Source organism: Massilia sp. Root351, from assembly GCF_001425045.1.
Lineage (GTDB): Bacteria > Pseudomonadota > Gammaproteobacteria > Burkholderiales > Burkholderiaceae_D > Rugamonas.
The window spans coordinates 211603-236424 of record NZ_LMDJ01000035.1 but is presented as its reverse complement, the minus strand read 5'-3'; the positions used below and the strand labels follow the sequence as shown (position 1 = coordinate 236424).

The window sequence follows — 24822 nt, the reverse complement described above, 5'->3', positions numbered from 1 at the left end:
TGGCAATCAATCGCTTCATCTGTCCAGCGTAAGGGAATAACTGTCGAAACACAAGTACGGCACAATACGCTTACAAATTAAGTGCTTACAGAGCATTAGCGGTATTTTAGTAACATTGGTCTAGAGAAAACGGCTCTAATGCGGAATGAGGTGCCAGCCACCGCCAACGCAACCAATAATCAAAATGACAACGCCAAGCTACCCGCACCTGCTCGCTCCCCTGGACCTCGGCTTCACCACGCTGCGCAACCGCGTCATCATGGGCTCGATGCACACCGGCCTGGAAGACCGCTTCTACAATTACGGCAAGCTGGCCGCGTTCTACAAGGAGCGTGCCAAGGGCGGAGTGGGGCTGATCGTCACCGGCGGCATCTCGCCCAACCGTTCCGGCTGGCTGCTGCCTTTCGGCGGCACCCTGAATTTCCTGGGCGACGTGCCCAACCACCGCAAGGTCACCAGCGCGGTGCACCAGGAAGGCGGCAAGATCCTGATGCAGATCCTGCACGCGGGCCGCTACGGCTACCAGCCTTTCGTGGTGTCCGCTTCCGACCGCAAGTCGCCGATCTCGCCGTTCAAGCCGCGCGCGCTGAGTGAGGCCGGCATCCAGGCCACCATCCGCGACTACGCGCGCTGCGCCAAACTGGCCAGGAAGGCCGGCTACGACGGCGTGGAAGTGATGGGCAGCGAAGGCTATTTGCTGAACCAGTTCCTGTGCGCGCGCACCAATTTGCGCACCGACCGCTGGGGCGGCAGCATCGAAAACCGCATGCGCCTGCCGGTGGAAATCGTCAAGCGCATCCGCGCCGCGGTGGGACCGGACTTCATTATCATGTACCGCCACTCGCTGCTGGACCTGGTCGACGGCGGCAACACCTGGGACGACGTGCTGGCCGTGGCCAAGGCCCTGCAGCATGCCGGCGTCACCATCCTCAACACCGGCATCGGCTGGCACGAGGCGCGCGTGCCCACCATCGTCACCTCGGTGCCGCGCGCGGCTTTCGCCAGCGTGGCGGGCCGGCTGCGGCGCGAAGTGACGATACCGGTGGTGGCGTCGAACCGCATCAACATGCCGGGCGAAGCGGAAGGCATCATCGCGCGCGGCGACGCCGACATGGTGTCGATGGCGCGCCCCTTCCTGGCCGACCCCGAATTCGTGGCCAAGGCGGCGTCCGGACGGGTGGACGAGATCAACACCTGCATCGGCTGCAACCAGGCCTGCCTGGACCACACCTTCTCCAACAAGCGCGCCAGCTGCCTGGTCAACCCGCGCGCCTGCCACGAGACCGAGCTGGTCTACAAGCCCGCCGCCAAGCGCCGCAAGGTGGCGGTGGTGGGCGCCGGCCCGGCCGGCCTGTCGGCCGCCACCGTGGCCGCCGAATGCGGCCACGACGTGACGCTCTTCGATTCCAGCGACAGCGTGGGCGGGCAATTCAAGGTCGCCATGCAGATCCCGGGCAAGGAAGAATTCGCCGAGACCATCCGCTACTTCAAGCGCAAGCTCGAGCTGACCGGCGTCCATCTGCAGCTGGGCCAGCGCGTTACGCGCGCGCAGCTGCTGGCCGGCGGCTATGACGACGTGATCGTCGCCACCGGCATCAAGATGCGCAAGCCGCCGATTGACGGCATCGACCATCCGAAAGTGCTGTCCTACCTGGATGTGCTGGCGCACAAGAAGCCGGTCGGCAAGCGGGTAGCGATTATCGGCGCCGGCGGCATCGGCTTCGACGTCGGCGAATACCTGCTGCACGACCCGCGCCATCCGCTGCCGCTGGCGGTGGATACCTGGACCAAGGAATGGGGCGTGGACCTGAAGGCCACCACCGGCGGCGGCCTGGTGCCGCCGAACGCTGACGAACCGGTGCGCCAGCTGTACCTCCTGCAGCGCAAGACCTCCAAGCTGGGCGCCGGACTGGGCAAGACCTCGGGCTGGGTGCACCGCGCGGTGCTGGCGCGCAATGGCGTGGTGATGCTGGCGGGCGTGCAGTACAACAGGATCGACGATCACGGCCTGCACATCACGGTGGACGGCGGCGAGCGCCTGCTGGCGGTGGACAACGTCATCATCTGCGCCGGCCAGGACAGCCTGGCCGAGCTGATGCCGCCCGCCGGCGCCGCTGCGGAAAACGGCGCCCCGCGCTTTCACAAAATCGGCGGTGCCGCGCTGGCCTCCGAGCTGGACGCCAAGCGCGCCATCAAGGAAGGCGCCGAACTGGCAGTCAGCTTGTAGGCGCCAAAGGATCAGTGGCCGTTGTGCGCGCGCGGCTGCCTGAAATCGTCCAGCACGAATTCGGCCATGCCGTTGGCCAGCTCGTGCTCGCCGATGAAGATCTTGCCGGCCCGCTCATTGCTGAGCAGCTCGGCCTCTTCTTCGCTGTGCGTGCGCACCACCGTCTTGATGTTGGGATTGAGCGCGCGCGCCGTCTCCACCATGCTGCGCACGTGGAAGGTGTCCGGCGTGGCGATCACCAGCATGCGGGCGCGCGCAATATGCGCCTGGATCAGCACCGCAGGCTCGCCCGCATTGCCGGCCACCGCAGGGATGCCTTCCTTGCGCAACTGGTCCACCACCTCGCGGTTCTGTTCCGCCACCACGAAGGGAATGCGCTGCGCGGTGAGCGCGGCGGCAATGCGGCGGCCCACGCGGCCGTAGCCCACCAGCACCACCTGGTCATGCAGATGCTCCTGCGGCACCGTCATCGGCAGCTCGGCCAGCGGGTCGGCGCTGCGGTCGAATTTGGCGGCCAGGCCGGTGTTGCGGCCGAACCAGCGCTCCAGCGGCTTCACGGCGAGGAACACCACCGGGTTGAGCGCGATGGAAATGATGGCGCCCGCCAGGATCAGGCTCTGGCCCTCGTGCGGCATCAGCTTGAGCGAAATGCCCAGCGCCGCCAGGATGAAGGAGAACTCGCCGATCTGCGCCAGGCTGGCCGATACCGTCAGCGCGGTGCGCAGCGGGTAGCGCAGTACGATCACCAGCAGATAGGCCGCGATCGATTTGCCGAACACGATGATGCCCACCACCGCCAGCAGCTTCAGTGGCTGCTCGGTGACGATGGTCGGCTCGAACAGCATGCCCACCGAGACGAAGAACAGCACCGCGAACGCGTCGCGCAGCGGCAGCGATTCCTCGGCCGCGCGGTGGCTCAGTTCCGATTCGCGCAGCACCATGCCAGCGAAGAAGGCGCCCAGTGCGAACGAGATGCCGAACAGTTTGGTCGCGCCGTAGGCGATGCCGACCGCGGCGGCGATCACGCATAGCGTGAACAGTTCGCGCGAATTGGTGCGCGCCACCTGCCACAGCAGCCAGGGGAACAGCTTGCGGCCGATCAGCAGCATGAAGGCGATGAAGCCGCCCACCTTGCCGAACGTGATGGCCAGCGTCTGCCACAGCGGGACGGCTGCTGCTGCGGCGGCATCGGCCGCGCCGTGGCCGTCGTCCGGCGTCACGCCGCCCAGCGAGGACGCCAGCGGCGGCAGCAGCACCAGCACCAGCACGGTGACCAGGTCCTCCACCACCAGCCAGCCGACTGCGATGCGGCCATTGAAGGAATCGAGGATGCCGCGCTCCTCGAGCGCGCGCAGCAGCACCACGGTGCTGGCCACCGACAGTGCCAGGCCGAACACCAGACCGCCGCCTATGCTCCAGCCCCACCAGTGCGCCAGCGCCATGCCCATGCCGGTGGCCGCCGCGATCTGCAAGATCGCCCCCGGCAATGCGATGCGCCGCACTTCCCACAGGTCGTCCAGCGAAAAATGCAGGCCCACGCCGAACATCATCAACATCACGCCGATCTCCGCCAGCTGGCCGGCCAGCACGGTATCGGCTGCAAAGCCCGGTGTCGCCGGGCCGATCAGGATGCCGGCCGCCAGGTAGCCCACCAGCGCGGGCAGTTTCAAGCGGGTGGCGATGAAGCCGAATATCAGCCCGAATCCGAGCGCGGCGGCGATGGTGGTAATCAGCGGAATGTCGTGGGGCATGCGTGCGGGGTTCCTCTCAGGTGGCGGGTTGTAAAGCAAACCACCCCAGTATAACCCGCCGCGCCCCCTTCGTGACTTTGCGCCCCCCGCAAAACATGTTGTCAGCAGATGTGCAGAGATCGTAGGACGATCAGCGATGATGGAGGCCACATGGGGTCAGCCACATGGGGTCTGACCCCGAAGCGGGTAATTTGCGGCTGAGCTTACTTGTAGGAGGGGGCCTAGTGGCGTAAGACCGCAACTTGCGCACCATCGCCCCAATGGCACTGCTGCTTCATGATCCTCCCCCGGCGCCCGCTAAAACGAAGCAAGCTGAGCCGCATTTTGCCAACCCCGGGGTCAGACCCCGAAGTGTGGCAAATGCGGCTCAGCTCGTTTGTAGGAGGGGGACTAGCGGTGTGGGATTACAACTTGCGCACCACCACCGCGCCGATCGAGTAGCCGGCGCCGAAGGAGCAGATGACGCCCAGCGCGCCTTGCGGCAGGTCGTCGTTGTGCTTGTGGAAGGCGATGATGGAGCCGGCCGACGAGGTGTTGGCGTAGGTGTCCAGGATCACCGGCGCTTCGCCCGGCTCGGCGTCGCGGCCCAGGATCAGGCGGCTGATCAGCAGGTTCATGTTCAGGTTGGCCTGGTGCAGCCAGTAGCGGCTCACCTGCGGCACTTCCAGTCCGGCGCGCGCGATGCTTTCCTTGATCATCTCGGCCGCCATCGGGCACACGTCCTTGAACACCTTGCGGCCCTGCTGCTTGAACAGCTTGTCCGGCTGGCCCGCGCCCGCTTCGTCGAAGCGGTTCAGGAAGCCGAAGTTGTTGCGGATGTTGTTGGAGAAGCTGGTCTTCAGCTTGGTGTCCAGGATTTCCCACTGGTGCTTCGACACCGCCGCGTCCTTCGCTTCCACCACGATGGCGGTGCAGGCGTCGCCGAAGATGAAGTGGCTGTCGCGGTCGCGCCAGTTCAGGTGGCCGCTGGTGATCTCCGGGTTCAGCACCAGCACCGCGCGCGCCTGGCCGCTTTGCACCGCCGCCACCGCCTGCTGGATGCCGAAGGTGGCCGAGGAGCAGGCCACGTTCATGTCGAAGCCGTAGCCGTCGATGTTCAGCGCCTGCTGCACTTCCACCGCCATGGCCGGGTAGGCGCGCTGCATGTTGGAGCAGGCCACCAGCACCATGTCGATGTCGGCAGCGCTGCGGCCGGCGCGGTCCAGCGCCTGCTGGGCGGCGGCCACGCAGATTTCTGCCTGCAGCGACAGCTCGTCGTCCGCGCGCTCGGCAATGCGCGAGACCATGCGCTTGGGGTCCAGGATGCCTTCCTTTTCCATCACGTAGCGCGACTTGATGCCGGACGCCTTCTCGATGAAGCCCACGCTGGACGGTTCCAGTGCCGTCACCGAGCCCGCTTCGATGCCGGCCGCGTTCTCGGCGTTGAACTGTTCGACGTAGGTGTTGAAGCAGGCCACCAGTTCTTCGTTGCTGATGGAGTTCGCTGGCGTGAAGAGGCCGGTGCCGCTGATGACGACTTGTTTCATATTCTTCAATCTTTCTCTTGTGGATAGGGCTGTCGCCTTTATGGGAGAAATTCTACACGAACGCTCGTACTAAAAATGAAGAACGGCGCCACAAAGGGCGCCGCAGCTTGCCGGAATGCCGTTTTGACCGACTTTATTTTCGCATAGGATCCTTGGCCACGGGATCGGCCGCCTGCACCAGCTTCGATTCCTGCTTGGCCAGCTGCACCGGCAAGCCTTTCAGGTGGTTCAGCGCCTGCTGCAGCTGGAAGTCGTCGCCGCTGCCGTATTCCAGCGGCTTGCGTTTGCGCTCGGCCGCCAGGATGCGCAGCTGCTCTTCGGCTTCGTCGCGCTTGCTCTTGGCGCCTTCCTGCTCGCGGTCGTTGGACAGGTGCTTGACCAGGTCCGCCTCGCGCATGCGCAGCGCGTTCAGGCCGTCGCCGTCGGCGTTTTCGTCCACCAGCAGTTCCGGGGTAATGCCCTTGGCCTGGATCGAACGCCCGTTCGGCGTGTAGTAGCGCGCCGTGGTCAGTTTGACGGCCGTGTCGGCGGTCAGCTGGCGGATGGTTTGCACCGAGCCTTTGCCGAAGGTCTGGCTGCCGATGATGGTGGCGCGCTTGTAGTCCTGCAGCGCGCCGGCCACGATTTCGGAGGCGGACGCGGAACCGGTGTTGACCAGCACCGCCATCGGCACCTTCTTCACCGCCGCCGGCAGCTTGGCCAGCACGTCGCCCTCGCTGCGCAGCGCGTAGTATTCGGGACGGCCGTAGAAGGTCTGGCGCGAATCGGGCAGCTGGCCGTTGGTCGAGACGATGGCCGCGTCCTTCGGCAGGAAGGCCGCCGCCACGCCGATCGCGCCTTGCAGCACGCCGCCCGGATCGTTGCGCAGGTCCAGTACCAGGCCCTTGATATTGGGATCCTGCTTGTACAGTTCGGTGATCTTGGCGGCCAGGTCGTCCACCGTGGGCTCCTGGAACTGCGCCACGCGCAGCCAGGCGTAGCCCGGCTCGACGATTTTCGCCTTCACGCTTTTCTGCACGATTTCTTCGCGCGTGATGTGGAACACCAGCGGTTCCGGCTCGTCCTTGCGCAGCACCGTCAGTGACACTTTGCTGTGCGGCTCGCCGCGCATCTTCTTCACGGAGTCGTCCAGGCTCAGGCCCTTGACCGGGGTCGAATCGAGACGGGTGATCAGGTCGCCCGCCTTGATGCCGGCGCGGTAGGCCGGCGAGTCTTCGATCGGCGCGACGATCTTGATGTAGCCGTCCTCGCTTTGGCCAATCTCGATGCCCAGGCCGACAAACTTGCCCTGCGAGCCTTCGCGCAGCTCGGCGTAGGCTTTCTTGTCGAGGTAGGCCGAATGCGGATCGAGCGAAGCGACCATGCCGGAAATGGCTTCCGTCAGCAGCTTCTTGTCTTCCACCACTTCCACATAATCGGATTTGATGAGGCCGAATACGTCGGCCAGCTGGCGCAGTTCTTCCAGCGGCAGGGCTGGATCGGCGGGGCGCTGGGCCATCGCGGAGAACTGCAGGGAGACGGCAATGCCGGCGACGACACCCAGGCCGACCAGCCCGGTATTCTTGAGTTTCTTGCCCATGTTTCACCTGTGTCAAGCTGCCGCAGTCACTCTACTGCGCGCCAATTCAGTATAAACCTGATTTCCGGCAATCTGCGTAGCTCGCCTGTAATTTATCTGCGCTTTACGGCGATTTACACCACAGCATGTTAGGCCGCCAATATTGCCGTTTTTTCGCCTCTGTATCGCTTCTGTAAAGCTTGCGTTCACGACAGTAAGGAATTGTAAGAGTGCGGGAAGCCTGCAAAATCAGGGTATACAGTGGATTCGTAGTTCTTCTCTACCCTGTAGTGGTTTTTTCCGCCTGCGCTCCCGCGCAGGCTTTTTTTTGCCTGGAGCCCAGATGACAAGCGAGACAAGTAAGCTGATTTCAACATATGCCCGCACCCTGCTGCTGACCAGCGCGCTGGCCTTTTTGCTGCCCGCAGCGCCCGCGTTGGCCGTGCCGGTGAGCGAGATGCGCGCCGAAGACCTGCTGGCCATGGCCACGGAATTCCGCAAGGAGCTGAACCTCAATCCCAACCAGTCCACGCTGTGGCAGCAGACCGAGAACCGCACCCGCGCCCTGCTGCGCGAACGCCAGTCGCGCCGCGAGCGCATGCAGGCCGCGCTGCGCCCCGCGCTGGATCGCAAGGACGTGGAACTGCGCGAACTGGCGGGCGGGCTCGATGCGGAAGCGGCCGCGTCGGCAGCGGAGGAACGGCAGCTGCGCGCATGGTGGCTGGATGTCAACGATGCACTGGATGAAACGCAGCGCAAGCAAGCGGCGGTATTCCTGGCCGAGCAGATGCAGCGCGTGGCAGGCGGCGCGCTTGGCGAACGGGGCGAGCGTCCGAAAGAGGGCGGCGCGCCGGGGCGCGGCGAGCACAAGGGCAAGGGCGGCATGGGCGGCGGCATGGGCGGGATGGGCGGCGGCCGGGGCGGCTGATGCGGCCATGCCACAGCCCGTGCCTGCGCCGTGTATCGAAAAGTAAAAAGCGCCCGCCGGCGCGGCCCGCCGGCGTCCACCCCGCTTAGAATGGCGGCTGGAACCAGGTGCGCATCAGCCAGACCAAGAGCTGCAAGCCGTCCGCTGGGAACCACATCTAACAAGGAGAGAGCAGTTGAAACGTACTATGCTGAGCACCCTGGTCATCGGCCTGATGGCAACCCAAGCAATCGCGCATGAGGGTGACCACCCCGCGCCGGCGGCCGCGCCGATTTCCGGCATCGACACCCAGTACATCGATGCCAGCGTGCGCGCCCAGGACGACTTTTTCACCCACCTGAACGGCGGCTGGCTGAAAGCCACCAAGATCCCGGACGACAAGGCCAGCTGGGGATCGTTCGCCAAGCTGCGCGACGACACGCTGCCGCAACTGCGCGGCCTGATCGAAGACACCCAGAAGACCAAGCACAAACAGGGCACCGAGGCGCAGAAGATCGCCGACCTGTACACCAGCTACATGAACGAGGCGGCGCTGGAAAAGCTCGGCACCAAGCCGCTGGCCGGTGAGCTGAGCGCCATTCGCGGCCTGAAGGACAAGAAAGCCCTGCCGGGCATGATCGCCCACCTGACCCGCCTCGGCGTATCGGTGCCGTACGGCGTCTACATCAGCCAGGACGCGCGCAACTCTACCCAGCACGCCGCCAGCATCGCGCAAAGCGGCCTGGGCCTGCCGGACCGCGACTACTACCTGAAGAAGGACGACGCCAAGCTGGCCGCCGTGCGCGACAAATATGTGGCCCACATCGAGCACACGCTGACCATGGCCGGCCACAAGAACGCCGCCGCCGACGCGAAAGCCATCATGGCGCTGGAAACCGCGCTGGCCGAAGTGCAGTGGACCAAGGTGGACAACCGCGACCCTGTCAAGCGCTACAACAAGACCGAGATCGCCAAGCTGGCCGAGCTGGCCCCGGGCTATGACTGGCAGGACGCCATGGGCAAGGCCGGCATCGCCACCAAGACCGACACCATCATCGTCAACCAGCCGAGCTACCTGGCCGGCTTCGCCAAGATCGCCGAAGCAACCGCGCTCGACACCTGGAAAGCCTACTTCGAGTGGCAGCTGCTGCGCGACGCTTCGCCTTACCTGAACAAGGCCTTCGCCGACGCCGACTTCGCCTTCTACAGCGGCGTCATCAACGGCGTGACGGTGCAGGAGCCGCGCTGGAAGAGCGGCGTGCGGGTGGTGGAAGGCGCCATCGGCGAAGGCTTGGGCAAGCTGTACGTGGCGCAGTACTTCCCGGCCGAGCGCAAGGCGCGCATGGAAGCGCTGGTGAAGAACCTGATGGTGGCCTATAAGGACAGCATCGACACCCTGGACTGGATGAGCCCGGAAACCAAGCGCGAAGCGCAAGCCAAGCTGGCCAAGTTCACCACCAAGATCGGCTACCCGAACAAGTGGCGCGACTACAGCGCGCTGACCATCGTGGCCGGCGACCTGGCCGGCAATATGCGCCGCGCCGCCGAGTTCGGCTACAAGCGCAACCTGGCCAAGCTGGGCGCGCCGGTGGACCGCGAGGAATGGGGCATGACGCCGCAGACCGTGAACGCCTACTACCGTTCCACCACCAACGAGATCGTGTTCCCGGCCGCCATCCTGCAGCCGCCGTTCTTCGACGCGCGCGCCGACGACGCGGTGAACTACGGCGGCATCGGCGCCGTCATCGGCCACGAGATCAGCCACGGCTTCGACGACAAGGGCAGCCAGTCCGACGGCGACGGCAACCTGCGCGACTGGTGGAGCGCCGCCGACCGCGCCAACTTCAAGGCCAAGGCCGACGCGCTGACCAAGCAGTACGACGGCTACAGCCCGCTGCCGGGCTACTACGTCAACGGCGCGCTGACCCTGGGCGAGAACATTGCCGACAATTCCGGCGTGGCGGTGGCCTACAAGGCCTACAAGCTGTCGCTGGGCGGCAAGCCGGCGCCGGTGATCGACCAGCTGACCGGCGAGCAGCGCTTCTACATGGGCTTCGGCCAGGTATGGCGCAGCAAGATGCGCGAAGAGGCGCAGATCAAGCAGGTCAAGACCGACCCGCACTCGCCGGGCCAGTTCCGCGCCAACGGCACCATGAAGAACCAGCCCGGCTTCTACGATGCCTTCGGCGTGAAGGCAGGCGATCCGATGTATCTGGCGCCTGAACAGCGCGTGATTATCTGGTAATGTGAAACGACAAAAAGGCCACTGCATGTGGCCTTTTTGTTATCAGCGCCGCGGCGCTGTGCTAGAGTGAAAAACCGGCCACGAGCCGGAACATAACCAGACAAACAATGAGAGGGAAGTAGCCCGTGAAACGACATCTGTTGAGTACCTTGACCCTGGCCCTGTTGGCCACCGCTGCGGCCGGCCACGCCGGCGCTGCCGGCGCCGCCAAGAGCCCCACCGGGGGCAAGCTGACGTCCGGCATCGCCGTTGAATATATCGACCCGTCCGTGCGCGCGCAGGACGACTTCTTCACCCACCTGAGCGGCAAGTGGCTGGCCACGACCGAGATCCCGGCCGACAAGTCCAACTGGGGCAGCTTCGCCAAGCTGCACGACGACATCCAGCCGCAGTTGCGCGCCATCATCGAGAACGCGGCCGCCAAGCAGAACGCCGGCGCGGACGAGCAGCGCATCGGCGCCTTCTACGCCAGCTACATGGACGAAGCCAAACTGGAACAGCTGGGCGCCGCGCCGCTGAGCGCTGAACTGGCCCGCATCGCCGCGCTGAGCGACAAGAAGCAGTTGCCCGCGCTGATCGCCCGCAACAACCAGACCGGCGCAGCCGCGCCGATCGACCTGGGCATCCACCAGGACAACAAGGACTCCACCAAGTACGTGGTCGACTTCGTGCAAAGCGGCCTGGGCCTGCCGGACCGCGACTACTACCTGAAAAAGGACGACGCCAAGCTGGCCGACACGCTGGCCAAGTATGAGCTGCACATCGCCAGGATGCTGACCCTGGCGGGCGACCAGGACGGCGCCGCCAAGGCCAGGGCCATCGTCGCGCTGGAAACCGAACTGGCCAAGATCCAGTGGAGCAAAGTCGAACTGCGCGACCCGGTCAAAGCCTACAACAAGGTCGAGATCGCCAAGCTGGGCGAACTGACCCCGGGCTACGACTGGAACGCCTATCTGGACGCGCTGAAAATCACCGGCAAGGTGAACTATGTCATCGTCAGCCAGCCGAGCTACCTGAAGGGCTTCAACGACCTGCTGGCGGCCACCCCGCTGGACACCTGGAAAGCCTACTTCCAGTGGCACGCGGTGCGCGCCAACGCGGCCTACCTGTCGAAGGCCTTTGTCGATGAAAACTTCGCCTTCTACGGCACCGTGCTGAGCGGCGCCAAGGAACAGCGTCCGCGCTGGAAGCGCGGCGTGGTGGCGGTCGAAGGCGCGCTGGGCGAGGCGGTGGGCAAAGTCTACGTCGAGCAACACTTCCCGGCCGAGCGCAAGGCGCGCATGGAAGCGCTGGTGAAGAACCTGCTGGTGTCGTACAAGCAAAGCATCGACAAGCTGGACTGGATGAGCCCGGCCACCAAGAAGCAGGCGCAAGCCAAGCTGGCCAAGTTCACCACCAAGATCGGCTACCCGAACAAATGGCGCGACTACTCCGCGCTGGTGGTCACGCGCGACGACCTGGTGGGCAACGTGCAGCGTTCGCGCCAGGCCGACTACAACAAGGAAATCAACAAGCTGGGCAAGCCGATCGACCGCGACGAATGGGGCATGACGCCGCAGACCGTAAACGCCTACTACAACCCGGAAATGAACGAGATCGTGTTCCCGGCCGCCATCCTGCAGCCGCCGTTCTTTGACGCCAGCGCGGACGACGCCGTCAACTACGGCGGCATCGGCGCGGTCATCGGCCACGAGATCAGCCACGGCTTCGACGACCAGGGCGCCCAGTACGACGGCGACGGCAACCTGCGCGACTGGTGGAGCGCCGCCGACCACAAGAACTTCGAAGCCAAGACCAAGGCCCTGGTGGCGCAGTACAACGCCTTCAGCCCGCTGCCCGGCTACCATGTGAACGGCGAACTGACCCTGGGCGAGAACATTGCCGACAACTCCGGCGTGGCGATCGCCTACAAGGCCTACAAGCTGTCGCTGAAGGGCAAGCCGGCGCCGGTGATCGACGGCCTGACGGGCGACCAGCGCTTCTTCATGGGCTTTGCGCAAGTATGGCGCAGCAAGATGCGCGATCCTGAAATGATCAGCCGCATCAAGACCGACCCGCACTCGCCGGGCCAGTTCCGCGCCAACGGCACCATGCGCAACCAGCCGGGCTTCTACGACGCCTTCAAGGTCAAGCAAGGCGACAAGATGTATCTGGCGCCGAAAGAGCGCGTCATCATCTGGTAAGCACGGACGTAAAAAAACCGCTCAGTTCAAACTGAGCGGTTTTTTTTATTGCGTAGGGCGGGCTAGCTAAGCATCACCCGCCGGACCTCAGCCTCAGCCCTTGGGCGCCTCCGCCGGCGCCGCTGCCGGGGCAGCAGCAGGCGCCGCCGCCGGTACTGCCGGTTCCTTCAGCGAGCCGCCCGATTTGTTGGCCATGAACACCACCGCGCGTGCCACTTCGACGTCGTCCAGATCCGGGTTGCCGCCCTTGGCGGGCATGGCGCGCAGGCCTTCGATAGCGTGTTTCATGATCGTGTCGTAGCCCTGGGCCAGGCGGGCGCCCCAGGCGCCGTTGTCGCCCACTTTCGGGGCGCCTGCCACGCCGGCGCCATGGCAAGCCGCGCAGGTCGAGGTGTAGATGGCTTCGCCCGATTGCAGTACCTTGGGCGCGTTGGCGTCCTTCAGCGTGAAGCCCACATCGGCCACCGGCTGCAAGCGCGAGCTGATGGCCTCGGCGGACTGGCTTTCGGTGCCGGCGCCGGTCAGCTTGGTGGCGGTAACGAATTGCACCAGCAGGGCGATGCCCAGCACGGTGATGAGGAAGAAGCCGATCACTGCTGCTGCGAGCTGCTTGGGCGTTCTGATGGCGGATTCGTGGTTGTGTGCGTCGCTCATGATTTCCTTAATAACAAATTTCGAAACTTGCGTCGGCGTTACGTTATCGGTTTTGCATGCAGGTGAAGAAGCGCATTTGCTCGCCAAACGGGCGATTATAGTCTCAAAAGATTGCCTGTGGATGCAGAACGGTGCAAAAGCGACACTTTTCATGGACGCACAAGACGAAACCCGGTATCCTTCTGTCACCTCCGAAGTTCCCTCTACGCGGCTGTAGCTCAATGGATAGAGTATTGGCCTCCGAAGCCAAGGGTTGTGGGTTCGATCCCCGCCAGCCGCACCATAAAAATCAATGACTTAGGTGATTTTCCCGCCGCCATCTTTTTTGCCGGGGCTACACCAGGGTTACACTCTGCGTTAAAAACCGTTAATGTTGTGATGACTTGGCCACATCTTGGGTCAATCGAAATTCCTGCTGTGCCTGTCCAGCGCCCTCGGCCGGCGAAACAAGTCCACCAGCCGCTTGGCGGCCAAAGCCGCAAGCTGTTTGCAGTGTGCCACTGGGCGGTGTCGCTATCGGTGCGCTCCGCCTTGGCGGCCCGCGTGAGCTTAGCCAGGTACCCGGTGCGCCATTGCTGCGGCTGTGGTGAGCGTGGCGCGGACCTGCAGGCCGACGGAAGTCCGCAAAGGCACCGGCACCAATCCTGAGGTAAATGACCTGTCGGCAAGCGCCGACTCCAGGATGCCTGAGGCGGAGGCCATGGCGGCCGGCGCGCTCACCATGGAGGCCAGCCGGGCCATCATCGCGACCGGCCTTAAGGTAAACAGCCGCATTGCCCGCCGCTGCGCCATCGCTTCCGTGTGCGACATGGCGAGTGGCGGCGGTGCGGCGAGGAAGCCTAGTTGGCGCTGCGCCATGGTGCGCGCTTCGCGCAGCGCCTCCAGATAGCGTCCCGCTTCGCTGTTCGGACCTGTCCGCGGTTCGACCATCGGCAGGTAACGCTCCAGCAGCGCCAGTGTCGTGCGGAACCAACCGGTTGCCGGCTCAAGCGCCTCTGCCAGATCGGAGCGCCTGTCTGCGTTTGCCGGGACCAGCGCTTCGCGCCAATGCGGCACTTCCACAGTGAGGCAGAACGTGCCGCCCGGCGCGGTGTATCCGAAGCTCGACTGGCCGCCTGTCCATATGGCGGCGCGGCGCTCGGCCGGCACGCTCCGCAGCATCGCCGCGACGTCGAAGGTCTGGAAGACGCCGGGAGACAGCGCGGTCAAGCCGGCACCAAGCTCGCCCAGCGTGTCGAGCGGAATATCGAAGTCGGCCGCTTCGCGCGTGAGCTGCGCTGCCAGTTCATGGTGGGGATGGGACAGGATATGAAACGCGCCGCCATGCTCGGCGTTGTGCAGCGAGACCATCAAATCAGGCCGTGTCAGCGCAATGGCCTCCTGCCAGGCGTGGTTTTCCGGCGTCGAGCGTTCGAAATGCACATCGTCGACGGCCAGGGGAAAACTGTACTCGGCCTGCTCCTGCAAGGCCGGCCGGAAAAAGCCGCGCAGATAGGCGCCGACATCGTGCGGTGTGTCCAGCCATGCCTCGTTGCGCCGCAAGCCGTCCGGTTCAATCGAACGGATGAAGTGCCATGTGTAGCCGAGGTCCTTGCGCAGCCGCTCGTCGTGGCGCAGGCGGTCAATCAGGTATTCGGTCGTGAGGCAGCCGATGGCTTCGTTCGGGTGCGGCGTGCCCACCACCAGCGCGCTGCGTCGGGCGCTGCCGATCGAGATCAGCTCAATCGGCTGTCCTTCGCGGCTGGTGCCGATTCGGCGCACCTGCACGTTGGGATCCTGCAGCGCCGCCAGCGCGCGGGTCTGGGCCTGCATCTGGCGTACTGTTGGCAGGGCGCGATAGTCGGGGATCGATGAAATGATGTGCGAGACCATAATGCCCCGTCAGAAATCGGTACGCAGCGAAACGCCCGCGGAGCGCGGTTTCGTCAGGTAGTAGTTGGTGTAGCCCGAGAGGGGGCCGCCCACGGCGGATACCACGCCCATGGTGTCGCCCGCGTTATGCACGAACAGGGTCAGCTCTGCCAGCGGCCAGGCCAGGCGCAGGCTCAGATCGACCTGCTTGTAGCCGCCGATTTGCACACTGCGCTCAAGGTCGTTATAGGAACGGCCGACGTAGCTGTGGACGACGCCTGCTGTGGCGCGCGCCCCGGCGGGTCCGTCGAAACGGTAGCTGAGTTCCGTCGCCGCCTGTTGGCGTGGCGTGGCCGGCAGCGGCGTGCCATTGCGGATCCATCGTTCGAACGGCGCGGCGCGCCCCGTGTCCAGATCGCCCAGCGTGTGCGCCTTGGTATAGGTGTAGCTGGGACGGACCATCAGGCCGGCGAGCGGCCGCCACGCCAGCAGCGCTTCGACACCGTCGACCCGGGCGCGGCCGATATTGGTCACGTAAGGGAAGCGGTCGGTCGGGCGCACCAGCACGACCTGCACATCGCGCCAGTCTGAGCGGAACATGGCCAGGTCGAACTGGGTGGCGGATGGCGAGCCGTAACGCAGCCCTGCCTCCCACGTGCGCAGCTTGTCGCTGCGGAAGCTGGCGGGCGTTGGAAAGACCGGGTCGGCCGCAATGATGTTGTTGCCGCCGAAGCGGTAGCCGTCGGCCATCGACCCATAGAGCATCAGGTTGGCGGCATGCCGGTATTTCAAGCTGAGGCGCGGCGTATATCCGCTGTCGGAAGTGCTGTCGTTGCGCGGGTCGTCCGGCGTGCCGGCCAGCAGGCCGGTGGCGTTGATGGCGGAGCGCATCGAGGTGCGGTAGAAACGGGCGCCGATGCCGGCGCTGAATTTCTCGCCCAGCGTGGTTTCCGCTTCCGCGAAAACTGCAGCTTCGGTGGCGCGCGCTTGGTCCACTTCGCGGTAAATCCGGTCCGGCGCGGCGGTGGAAAACAGCCCGCCGACGCCTGCGCCGTAAACACGCTCGGCCAACTGGCGCGCGCCCGGTGCATGCACGCCGCCGTCCAGCGCGATGCGGAACTGCTGATAGAAGGCGCCGGCGACAACGCTGACCGGACCGGCTTCACGGCTGGCGATCCGCAGTTCCTGCGAGTTGGCGCGCGATCGATAGGACTGCGCAAACTGCATGTAGGGCGCCTGGGAGGCAAGCACGGGGCCGAAGCGCTGCGTGACATCGTTGCGGGCGTCGTACCGCTTTTCCAGCGTGGCAGTGGACGAGGTGACAAGGTAGTTTCCCAAGCCGTATTCCAGTACCAGATTGAGCATGGCGTTTTTGCTGGTGCGCGGCGATGCCGTCGGAGTGTTCGTTTTCAGCCTCGCGTTGTGCAGAGTGCTATAGCCGGCATCCGCGACATCGGTGCGCTGCTGCATGCCCAGCAGGGTTGCCTTGAATGTATCGCCCAGTTTGGCGGACCATCCGACGCGCAGCGCCTGCTGTTTCAGATCGTTGCTGCTGCTTGCGATGGGGTTGTCGATCGTGCCGCCATCCTTGCGCACGAAGCCTCCGATCCTGAGCGCAGTGGCGCCGTCGGGAGCCGCCCAGTTCGCGCTGACCCAGCCCTGGCGCGCCAGGGCGCCGTCGCCTGAGCCGACGGTGGCCATGGCCGTGGCGCTGGTGCCGCTGAAATCCGGCTTGGCCGGCACGTAGCGCAAAGCGCCGCCAAGCGAGGATGAACCATAAAGAACGCCTTGCGGACCGCGCATGACTTCGACGCGCTCCATGTCGAAGGGCGCCAGATCGGGCAGGCCGAGGCGGCCAAATGGATCGGTGAACGGCACATCGTCCACATAGACTCCCACCGTTCCCTGGGTGACCCCATTGGTGGGGTCGGTGAAGGTATTGATGCCGCGGATCGACAGTACGGCGGCATCCGGTTCGCCTTTGCTCAACTGGACGCCAGGCGTCAGCTTCAAATAGTCCTCGAATCCCGTGGCGCTCAGCTGTTCGAGCTGGCCACCGCTGACGGCGGTGACGGTGCCGGCGAGATCGCGCAGCCCTTGCGGGCGCTTGCCCGATACTTCGACAACCTGGATCTTGGCCTCCTGTGCGAGTGCCGCCGGCTGGCCGGCGAAACTACAGAGCAGGGCCGCTGCCGTCGAATGCAGGCAAAGGCCGGGGATGGGGCGGGTGAGCATGCTGGTCTCCTGGTTTTTATAAAAAGACCGGGTGGTCTGTTTTAAAAAAGACTAACAGGTCTTTTTTTGGGAGTCAAGAAATGGAGCCGCGTTGACGGCTGCATGCTGGTGTGACAAGATGCGCGCATGCCACGCCGCCCTCCTGAATACATGCTGCAAAAGCGCGCCGAAATCGTCGAGGCGACGATTGCCTGCCTGTCACGCGTGGGGGTGCTGAACACGACATTGAGCGACATCTGCGAAGCGGCGGCGATCAGCCGGGGCGCTTTGTATGTGCATTTCGAAAGCAAGGACGAGATTCTCGGGGCGGTGGTCGATCAGTTCAGCGCGGCAGGGCTGGTGCGGCTGCAGTTCGACAGCGCCGAGGCGCTGGTGGCGGTGCTGGAGCGGCACGTGGGAATGCTGACTTCAGCCGAGTTTCGGATGGCGAGTCGTATCGAGCTCGAATTGATACTGGCCAGTTCCACCAGCGCGGGCCTCAAGGCGAAGCTGGAGAATGCGGCAAAGGATCGCTACAACCAGTTCTACGAAGGCTTGAAGAACTTGCGCAAGCAGGGAGCCACCTGTCCGGACATCGATTTGCATGGCGCGGCAACGGCCATCGACGCGTATTTGTCCGGTGTGATCCTCACGCATGCGATGGGCGGCGCGCGCCCGGCCAAAGAGCATCTCAAGGCGCTGGCACTGATTCTGAACGCAGTCGTTTCCAACAAAGGCTGAACTCCCTCCGGGCCGGTAACGGCGCGCGCCCTTGCTCGGCAAGGGTGTCAGCGCGCGGACTCCAGCATCCATCCGATGCTGCACGAGGCGGGCAGGCAATGGTATGCTAACTGGCCACGGCAAACATAGCTCCCAAGGACAATGGCCACACCGAGTCACCCATCCATCACCCTGCAAGCCGAGTCCCTGTTCGCGCAAGGCCTGCAGTTTCACAGCCAGGGTGAGTTCGCCCAAGCCATGCAGACCTATGAGCAAGTGCTCAAACTGGCGCCCCGGCACTTCGAGGCGCTGCACCACGTGGGTATCGTGGCGTTCCAGACCGGAAATTACGAACTCGCCGCCGGTTTTATCCGCTCTGCGCTGGCCGTCGATCCGGGCCACGCCGGCGCGCACAGCAACCTGGGCAACGCGCTGCGCGAGATGCAGCACCTGGAAGACGCGCTGCGCAGCTACGGCCGCGCGCTCGAACTGACCGGCGGCGACGCCGATACCTGTTACAACCGTGGCGTGGCCTTGCAGGCCCTGCAGCGCAACGAGGAAGCACTGTACAGCTACGACCAGGCGCTGGCGCTCAATCCGGCCGACGACCAGGCCTGGACCAACCGCGCAGGCGTGCTCAGGCAACTGCAGCAGCTGGAGCCCGCGCTGCACAGCGTGGAGCAGGCGTTGGCCGTCAATCCCGGCAATCCCGAGGCTTACAACAGCGGCGCCGCCATCCTGCTGGCGATGGGGCAGGTGGCCGAGGCCGAAGCATGCTGCCGGCGTGCGCTGGAGCTGGCGCCGGACTACGTGGACGCGCTGTGCAACCTGGCACGCCTGTGCCTGTCCCGCCTGGATTTCGAGCAGGCGCTGCAGTGCAGCAGCCGGGCGGTCGGCTTGGATCCCGGCCTGGCGCAAGCCTACAGCCTGCGCGCGCAAGCGCTGCGCGGACTGAACCGCAACGAGGAAGCGCAGCACGACAGTGCGGGCGCGGCAGCGCTGCGGCGTGAACGCGTGGCCGCCTATCGCCAGCTGGGCGCGCAGTTACAGCAGCAGGGCCGGCCGGAATCGGCGGCGCGCCTGTTCGCCGCCGCGCTGGAACTGGACCAGTCCGACGCCGGCCTGTGGCAGCTGCATGCGCGCATGCTCAACGCGGCGGCCCGGCGCGAGCAGGCGCTGGAGAGCATCGACCGCGCGCTGGCGCTGGCGCCGGAGAGTGCCGACTACCATGTAACCCGTGGCGCCATCCTGCGTGCCAGCCTGCGCTACGCGGAGGCGCAGCAATGCTACCAGACAGCGGTGCAGCTGGCGCCGCACCATCCGGGCGCCTACACCAACCTGGGCAGCCTGCTGGACCAGGTGGGCCAGGCCGGCCTGGCGATGCAGCACTATGAACGCGCCATCGCGCTCGATCCGCAGTGCGCGCTGGCGCACTGGAACCGCGCGCTGGTCCATTTGCGGCGCGGCGACTATGAACAAGGCTGGCGCGGCTACGAGTGGCGCTGGAAGGCTGAAACGCTGGGCGTGTACAAGGGCAAGCGCGACTTCCCTCAGCCGGCCTGGACCGGCAGCGAAGCGCTGGCGGGCAAGACCATCCTGCTGCATGCCGAACAGGGGCTGGGCGACGCCCTGCAATTCTGCCGCTACGCGGCGCTGGTGGCCGGGCGCGGCGCCACCGTCATCCTGGAAGCGAAGCGGCCGCTGGCCGCCTTGCTGGGCACCCTGGCGGGCGTCAGCCGCGTCGTCGTCAAGGGCGAGGCGCTGCCGCCGTTCGACTATCACATCCCGCTGATGAGCTTGCCGCTGGCGTTCGGCACCCGGCTCGACACGGTTCCGGCGGCAACGCCCTACCTGGCAAGCGATCCGGCCAGGGTGGCGCAATGGCAGGCGCTGCTCGGCCCGAAGGCCCGGCCGCGCGTCGGCGTGGTGTGGAGCGGCCACCCGGCCAACCCGAACGACCTCAACCGCAGCGTGCCGCTGGCGGTGTTCGCCCGGCTGTTCGCGGCGCCGTGCGAATTCATCAGCCTGCAGAAGGACGTCAAGCCTGCCGAGCAGGCGCTGCTGGATACGGCGCCGGTACGGCAGCTGGCCGGCCTGCTGCAGGACTTCAGCGACACCGCCGCCCTGTGCCAACTGATGGACGTGGTGGTCACGGTCGATACCAGCGTGGCCCATCTGGCGGGAGCGCTGGGCAAACCGGTCTGGATATTGCTGCAGACGCCGTTCGAATGGCGCTGGCTGGAGCAGGGCGCCGCCAGTCCGTGGTATCCGAGCGCGGTCCTGTACCGCCAGCCGCAGCGCGGCGCATGGGAGCCCGTGATGGATGCGGTGGCCGCTGATCTGGCCAGGCTGGCCGGGGCTGCCGCGCTGCCGGACGGGGAAAACTGAGCGGCTCAGGGCCGCTGTTTCCAGTTGCTTAGGGTCTGATCGAACTTGATGTGGTTGCGTTTGCCCATGATCACGTAGTCGTACTCCAGCCAGACCTGCGCCGGCAGGGCCTTCCCCGACGCATCGGACGTATAGCGGACCTTGAATGGTGCGCGCGGACCGAACGGCGCCGGCACCTCCAGCATGCCGTCCGCCTTCACCGGCGCGCCGCTGTCCGGTTTGACCCAGACCCGCATGCTGACGGGCAGGGTGCGCTTCAGCACATGCTGGGCGCGCACGTCGAACACGGCGAGAGTCTGGCCGTCCACTTGCTGGTCCGCCAGGCGCGTGACGTCGGACGCGTTCTCGAACAGGTGTTCCGGGTTGTTGGCGAAGTGGTTGGCCAGCGCCATGTCCAGTTTCGATGCCTTGTAGTCGCTGCTGTTGTCGGTCGCCTCGTCTTTCGCGGCGCGCACCGGCCGGCCGGTGATGTCGAAGCGCTGCAGCACGGTTTCATATCTACCCTCGCCGATGGCCGGCTCGCCGCCCGTGTCCACCTTGGTCGCGATGTTCTGCGCGATCAGGCCCTTGTTTTTCACCAGCAGCGCCTGGGAGCGTGCCCACAGCGCATCGTCGGCCTGGGCGGCGGCGTGTACCGCCAGCAGGCAGGTTGCGGCGCCGGCTGTGCGCCTGATCAAGTGCCTCATCGCGATCTCCATTGAAGAAAAGCATCATTCTATAATTGCAAAATAGATAATGCGCGCACGGTAGGCGTGATACCGAAATCGGTATAGATTCCTGCAATTTAGTTATTGGTATTGGATCGCGTAAAGCTCTAGCATGGAAGGCTCCAAAATAAGATTTTCAGGGGACGTTCCGTGGCTGCGCCTATTGTTTCTGTCAGTAATTCTTCCAAAGGGCAAGCGCCCGCAACGGCCAGTTACAAGTCGGCCATGTCGCTGCTGGCCAGCCTGTTCTTCACCTGGGGTTTCATCACCGTCATCAACAATACGCTGCTGCCCCATCTGCGCAGCGTGTTCGAATTGAACTACACGCAGACCACGCTGATCGAATCGGTCTGGTTCATCGCCTACTTCGTCGCGTCTATCCCTTCGGCGCGCCTGATCGAGCGCATCGGCTACAAGAAATCGCTGGTGGTGGGCTTGTCCATCATGGCGCTGGGCGCGCTGCTGATGATTCCGGCCGCGCGCCTGCCGTCCTACATCGTCACCCTGGTGGCGCTGTTCGTCATCGCCTGCGGCATCACCTTGCTGCAGGTGGCCGCCAACCCCTACGTGGCCGTGGTCGGCACGCCGCAGACCGCGTCCGCGCGCCTGAACCTGGTGCAGGCCTTCAATTCGCTGGGCACCATGTTCGCGCCGCTGTTCGGCGGCTACCTGATCCTGGGCCGCTCCAATTCCGGCACGGCGGACGCCGGCCATGTGCTGACCCAGGCCGAGCGCCTGGCCGACGCGCAGGCGGTGCAGCTGCCTTACCTGATCGTGGCCGGCGTGCTGATCGTGCTGGCGGTCATCATCGCGCGCTTCCCGCTGCCGGAGATGGGCGCCGCCAACAGCCGCGTGTCGAAAGCCGAGCGTGCTTCGCATTCGCTGTGGCGCCACCGCAACCTGGTGTTCGGCATCCCGGCCATCTTCATCTACCTGATTGCCGAAATCGGCGTGGCCAACCTGTTCATCAATTTCGTGTCGCAGCCGGACATCGGCAACGTCAACCACGAGCGCGCCTCGCACTACCTGTTCCTGCTGTGGGGCGGCATGATGGTGGGCCGCTTCGTGGGCAGCGTGCTAATGCGCTCGATCGCCGCCGAGCACGTGCTGGCGGCGGCCAGCGTGGGCGCCTGCATCGTCATGCTGGTGGCCACCTTCAGCAGCGGCCCGGCCGCCATGTGGGCGCTGATCTCCGTCGGCCTGTTCCATTCCATCATGTTCCCCACCATTTTCACGCTCGGCATCAAGGGCCTGGGTCCGCTGACCGAGGAAGGCGCCGGCCTGCTGATCATGGCCATTGCCGGCGGCGCGCTGGTGGTGGTGCAGGGCTGGCTGGCCGACATCTACGGCCTGCAGATGTCCTTCCTGCTGACCGCCGCGTGCGAACTGTACGTGCTGTTCTACGCACTGTGGGGCGCGCGCACGACTAATGCTTTCCCGGACGCAGCTACCTAAAATTCCATTGTAAAATAGTTAATCGCGCGGCCGGTTGCCGCGCGATCGACTCAAATGGAATGCCATGAATCTGGATAAACTGTATTGTGCGGTCGGACTGGCCTTGTGTATGGCTGCGGCCCCGGCCCAGGCGCAGGACTGGCCCCGGCTGACGAATGGAAAACAGGTGGCCGAGTGCCAGGCTGCCTTGTGGCTGGCCACGCTGAGCCACAAGTCGGCCAGCGTCGTGCCGTGGACCCACCCGTACGCCATCCCGGACGATTTTCCCAGCGACCTGGTGCTCGGCCCCAAGAGCACCAGCCTCGCCCACGGCGACGTGCTGGAGTTTGACACCGACGTTTTCACGCAAGTGCCCCTCCCCGAATATAAGCCGCGCAGCATCTACTGGCAGACCGACGCCGTCAACGGCAAGCGGCTGGTGGTGGAGGAAGTGCCGCTCGGCTGGCAGGGCGACATGCACAGGGTGCGTGTGGTGGACCAGTACCTGACCGCCAAGGATTACCTGGGCACGGGCCTGGAAGAACGCAATGCCAGGCTGGGCAAGCCGTTCAGCGACGGCTGGCGCGCGCCGTTCGTGTTCAGGAAAAAGGGCGACAGCGCGCTGTGGATGATGTACATCGCCGAACCGGGCGGCTTCTCGGGCAACTGGAAGGTGTTCGTGCCGGCCGGGGGCACGCCGAAACTGGCGTGCGAAATCCAGTTCCGTCCGCAAGTGAAGCACGCGGTGCAGCTGTTGCCGCCGCCGGTGCGGAAACTGGCGGCGCTGCTGGACCGGACCCTGGGCAGCGGCAAGGGCGAAAGCTTCTGGCAGCCTACCGCCCGTGTGCGCGCCGCCGTGCAGCAGGCCTGGGCCAACGCCGCCCTGCGTCCCTGGGTGGCGGACACCCCCTACAACACGCGCGAAGAAGTGGACGAAAACCTGCTGGCCTGGTCGCAGCAGGGCAAGAAGAACAAGAAGCACGCCGCCGCCATCCGGGCCCAGTACGCGCCGGCCGAGCGCGCGCTGGCGCAGCATTATGCGCGCCAGCTGCGCATGCCTGCGGACGAAGCGGCCGGCACCGCCAAGACCGTGCTGGACACCGCCTTCCGCATGTACTTCGTCATCAACAAGGAGCAGTACTAGGCAGTAACAGGCGCGCCTTCAATAGCTGACGTGATAATCCTTGGGGAACTTGCGCCCGGAGAAGGCTTTTTTCTGCGTCCAGTCCAGCGCCGGCGCGGTCCAGTAGCTGTCGCTTTCGGGCAGGCCCAGCGGCAGCAAGGTGGCGGAAGCGATGTACATGCTGCCGTTGTTGGAATACCAGTCGCCCAGCTCGGGCTGGTGGCCGACGAAGCCGATGGTCAGGTAGCCGTCCTTGGTGAAGTTGCTTGGCGCGGTCCACACCGCCTTGTGCACCGCGTGCAGCGCGGCGCGCACCTGGCCTTCCGGCAGCGAGGGCGGCAATTGCTTGCGCCAGGCCAGCAGGGCCAGCGGCTGGAAGGCGGCGGTGCGGTAGGTCAGCGAGCGGCCGATGGGCGGGTAGCTGCCGTCGGTGGCGATGAAGCGCTCCAGGTGCTCGCTGTAGCGCTGCATGCGCTTGACGGCCTGCGCCTGCAGTTCCTCCGGCTTGCCGTTCCAGAACGGGCCCTTGAACTTGGCCAGCACGTCCAGGATTTCCACCAGCATCGGGTACATCACGTAGGAATTGTAGTAGTCGAAGTGGAACGCTTCGCCATCCTTGATCCAGCCGTCGCCCACGTACCACTCGTTGATCTTGCGGATGGCCACGTTCATGCGCATCGGGTCGTATTCCTCGCCGATGGACATCAGCCACGCTTCGTTCATGGCGGCGAACAGCATCCAGTTGATGTAGGGCGGCTCGATGCGGCGCAGGCCCTTGATGGCGGCGATGATGCGCTGCTTGGTGGTGCTGTCGAGCGGTTCCCACAAGGTCTTGGGCGCGCGCATCAGGGCGTTGGTGTAGTAGGCCGAATCGACCAGCGTCTGGCCGGGGCCTTTCCACAGCAGGCAGTCCGGGCTGGCCGGGTCCACCGAGTGGACGTAGCTTTGCAGCGCCATTTGCTGCATGCGCTGGCGGTAGCGGCCTTCCTGCGTACCGTCGGCGGGCAGGGCCAGCCACGGCGCCACGCCGGCGATCAGGCGGCCGAAGCACTCCAGGTAAGCCACCTTGGAGTCGCGGCCGTCCCAGGTGGGGCTCAGCTCGAGCGCGAATTTTTTGTGCAGCTGGCCCTGCGACATAGCCGACAGCACCGGGTCGGACATTTTTTGCAGCAGGCCGAGCAGGTAGGCGCGGTCGCCGCCCGCGGCCGCTGCCGTGGCGGCGGCCGCGCTGCCTGCGGCCAGCGTACCGCTGGCGGTGATCAGTCCGCTCATCGCCGAACCAGCCGTGCCGGCCGCCAGCGTGCGCATGAAATTGCGTCGTTGCATGTGTTCTC

16 protein-coding genes and 1 tRNA gene are annotated in these 24822 nt (G+C 65.1%); 9 read left to right on the top strand and 8 right to left on the bottom strand.

What is annotated here, in order from left to right; translation table 11 throughout:
• The first annotated feature begins 184 nt into the window (after nt 1-184).
• Complete coding sequence (locus ASD15_RS29360) at nt 185-2227, top strand: NADPH-dependent 2,4-dienoyl-CoA reductase (protein WP_057158554.1); 2043 nt, start codon at nt 185-187, stop codon at nt 2225-2227.
• Between the two features lie 11 nt (nt 2228-2238).
• Here the strand turns inward: ASD15_RS29360 and ybaL are convergent, their stop codons facing one another.
• The 3 genes from ybaL to ASD15_RS29345 all read right to left on the bottom strand — a co-directional run bounded on the left by ybaL (nt 2239) and on the right by ASD15_RS29345 (nt 7083).
• Nucleotides 2239-3978 carry a YbaL family putative K(+) efflux transporter gene (gene ybaL / locus ASD15_RS29355; protein WP_057158553.1) on the bottom strand — a complete coding sequence of 580 codons (1740 nt, stop codon included), beginning with the start codon at nt 3976-3978 and terminating at the stop codon, nt 2239-2241.
• A 404-nt stretch (nt 3979-4382) separates the two neighbouring features.
• Nucleotides 4383-5504 carry a beta-ketoacyl-ACP synthase III gene (locus ASD15_RS29350; RefSeq protein WP_057158552.1) on the bottom strand — a complete coding sequence of 374 codons (1122 nt, stop codon included), beginning with the start codon at nt 5502-5504 and terminating at the stop codon, nt 4383-4385.
• 133 nt (nt 5505-5637) lie between these two features.
• Nucleotides 5638-7083 carry a S41 family peptidase gene (locus tag ASD15_RS29345; RefSeq protein ID WP_057158551.1) on the bottom strand — a complete coding sequence of 482 codons (1446 nt, stop codon included), beginning with the start codon at nt 7081-7083 and terminating at the stop codon, nt 5638-5640.
• 322 nt (nt 7084-7405) lie between these two features.
• On the opposite strand from ASD15_RS29345, the gene ASD15_RS29340 reads away from it, so the two are divergent.
• The 3 genes from ASD15_RS29340 to ASD15_RS29330 all read left to right on the top strand — a co-directional run bounded on the left by ASD15_RS29340 (nt 7406) and on the right by ASD15_RS29330 (nt 12397).
• A complete protein-coding gene (locus tag ASD15_RS29340) occupies nt 7406-7990 on the top strand; it encodes a hypothetical protein (protein ID WP_057158550.1) in 585 nt (194 codons plus the stop codon).
• Between the two features lie 187 nt (nt 7991-8177).
• Nucleotides 8178-10214 carry a M13 family metallopeptidase gene (locus ASD15_RS29335; protein WP_200954125.1) on the top strand — a complete coding sequence of 679 codons (2037 nt, stop codon included), beginning with the start codon at nt 8178-8180 and terminating at the stop codon, nt 10212-10214.
• A gap of 125 nt (nt 10215-10339) precedes the next feature.
• On the top strand, nt 10340-12397 hold the full coding sequence (locus ASD15_RS29330) for a M13 family metallopeptidase (protein ID WP_057158548.1): 2058 nt from the start codon (nt 10340-10342) through the stop codon (nt 12395-12397).
• A gap of 93 nt (nt 12398-12490) precedes the next feature.
• On the opposite strand, the gene ASD15_RS29325 is transcribed toward ASD15_RS29330, so the two are convergent.
• A complete protein-coding gene (locus tag ASD15_RS29325; RefSeq protein ID WP_057158547.1) occupies nt 12491-13051 on the bottom strand; it encodes a cytochrome c5 family protein in 561 nt (186 codons plus the stop codon).
• A gap of 207 nt (nt 13052-13258) precedes the next feature.
• On the opposite strand from ASD15_RS29325, the gene ASD15_RS29320 reads away from it, so the two are divergent.
• Nucleotides 13259-13334: transfer RNA gene (locus ASD15_RS29320), tRNA-Arg, on the top strand.
• 266 nt (nt 13335-13600) lie between these two features.
• Here the strand turns inward: ASD15_RS29320 and ASD15_RS29315 are convergent.
• Nucleotides 13601-14923: a M14 family zinc carboxypeptidase gene (locus tag ASD15_RS29315; protein WP_157201191.1), complete on the bottom strand. Its 1323-nt coding sequence runs from the start codon at nt 14921-14923 to the stop codon at nt 13601-13603.
• A gap of 9 nt (nt 14924-14932) precedes the next feature.
• Nucleotides 14933-17137 carry a TonB-dependent receptor gene (locus tag ASD15_RS29310; RefSeq protein ID WP_057158545.1) on the bottom strand — a complete coding sequence of 735 codons (2205 nt, stop codon included), beginning with the start codon at nt 17135-17137 and terminating at the stop codon, nt 14933-14935.
• Between the two features lie 126 nt (nt 17138-17263).
• On the opposite strand from ASD15_RS29310, the gene ASD15_RS29305 reads away from it, so the two are divergent.
• Together ASD15_RS29305 and ASD15_RS29300 are read left to right on the top strand one after the other, a co-directional pair.
• On the top strand, nt 17264-17857 hold the full coding sequence (locus tag ASD15_RS29305; protein WP_082552231.1) for a TetR/AcrR family transcriptional regulator: 594 nt from the start codon (nt 17264-17266) through the stop codon (nt 17855-17857).
• Nucleotides 17858-17998: 141 nt separating this feature from the next.
• Entirely contained in the window at nt 17999-20224 is a 2226-nt protein-coding gene (locus ASD15_RS29300; protein WP_057158543.1) for a tetratricopeptide repeat protein, read from the top strand.
• A 5-nt stretch (nt 20225-20229) separates the two neighbouring features.
• On the opposite strand, the gene ASD15_RS29295 is transcribed toward ASD15_RS29300, so the two are convergent.
• A complete protein-coding gene (locus tag ASD15_RS29295) occupies nt 20230-20910 on the bottom strand; it encodes a hypothetical protein (RefSeq protein WP_057158542.1) in 681 nt (226 codons plus the stop codon).
• Between the two features lie 246 nt (nt 20911-21156).
• Here ASD15_RS29295 and ASD15_RS29290 point away from each other — a divergent pair, with 246 nt between their 5' ends.
• On the top strand, nt 21157-22386 hold the full coding sequence (locus tag ASD15_RS29290; RefSeq protein WP_082552230.1) for a sugar MFS transporter: 1230 nt from the start codon (nt 21157-21159) through the stop codon (nt 22384-22386).
• A gap of 64 nt (nt 22387-22450) precedes the next feature.
• Nucleotides 22451-23509, top strand: a complete 1059-nt coding sequence (locus ASD15_RS29285) for a hypothetical protein (protein WP_157201190.1) — start codon at nt 22451-22453, stop codon at nt 23507-23509.
• 18 nt (nt 23510-23527) lie between these two features.
• On the opposite strand, the gene ASD15_RS29280 is transcribed toward ASD15_RS29285, so the two are convergent.
• The gene (locus tag ASD15_RS29280; RefSeq protein WP_057158540.1) at nt 23528-24814 is read right to left on the bottom strand and encodes a DUF2264 domain-containing protein; all 1287 of its coding nucleotides are present in this window, start codon (nt 24812-24814) and stop codon (nt 23528-23530) included.
• Nucleotides 24815-24822: the final 8 nt, after the last annotated feature.

Excerpts from the sequence above, each read along its gene's own strand:
- ASD15_RS29360 (WP_057158554.1), top strand. The coding sequence starts at position 185 with ATGACAACGCCAAGCTACCCGCACCTGCTCGCTCCCCTGGACCTCGGC.
- ybaL (WP_057158553.1), bottom strand. The coding sequence starts at position 3,978 with ATGCCCCACGACATTCCGCTGATTACCACCATCGCCGCCGCGCTCGGA.
- ASD15_RS29350 (WP_057158552.1), bottom strand. The coding sequence starts at position 5,504 with ATGAAACAAGTCGTCATCAGCGGCACCGGCCTCTTCACGCCAGCGAAC.
- ASD15_RS29345 (WP_057158551.1), bottom strand. The coding sequence starts at position 7,083 with ATGGGCAAGAAACTCAAGAATACCGGGCTGGTCGGCCTGGGTGTCGTC.
- ASD15_RS29340 (WP_057158550.1), top strand. The coding sequence starts at position 7,406 with ATGACAAGCGAGACAAGTAAGCTGATTTCAACATATGCCCGCACCCTG.
- ASD15_RS29335 (WP_200954125.1), top strand. The coding sequence starts at position 8,178 with ATGCTGAGCACCCTGGTCATCGGCCTGATGGCAACCCAAGCAATCGCG.
- ASD15_RS29325 (WP_057158547.1), bottom strand. The coding sequence starts at position 13,051 with ATGAGCGACGCACACAACCACGAATCCGCCATCAGAACGCCCAAGCAG.
- ASD15_RS29315 (WP_157201191.1), bottom strand. The coding sequence starts at position 14,923 with ATGGTCTCGCACATCATTTCATCGATCCCCGACTATCGCGCCCTGCCA.
- ASD15_RS29310 (WP_057158545.1), bottom strand. The coding sequence starts at position 17,137 with ATGCTCACCCGCCCCATCCCCGGCCTTTGCCTGCATTCGACGGCAGCG.
- ASD15_RS29305 (WP_082552231.1), top strand. The coding sequence starts at position 17,264 with ATGCCACGCCGCCCTCCTGAATACATGCTGCAAAAGCGCGCCGAAATC.
- ASD15_RS29300 (WP_057158543.1), top strand. The coding sequence starts at position 17,999 with ATGGCCACACCGAGTCACCCATCCATCACCCTGCAAGCCGAGTCCCTG.
- ASD15_RS29295 (WP_057158542.1), bottom strand. The coding sequence starts at position 20,910 with ATGAGGCACTTGATCAGGCGCACAGCCGGCGCCGCAACCTGCCTGCTG.
- ASD15_RS29290 (WP_082552230.1), top strand. The coding sequence starts at position 21,157 with ATGTCGCTGCTGGCCAGCCTGTTCTTCACCTGGGGTTTCATCACCGTC.
- ASD15_RS29285 (WP_157201190.1), top strand. The coding sequence starts at position 22,451 with ATGAATCTGGATAAACTGTATTGTGCGGTCGGACTGGCCTTGTGTATG.
- ASD15_RS29280 (WP_057158540.1), bottom strand. The coding sequence starts at position 24,814 with ATGCAACGACGCAATTTCATGCGCACGCTGGCGGCCGGCACGGCTGGT.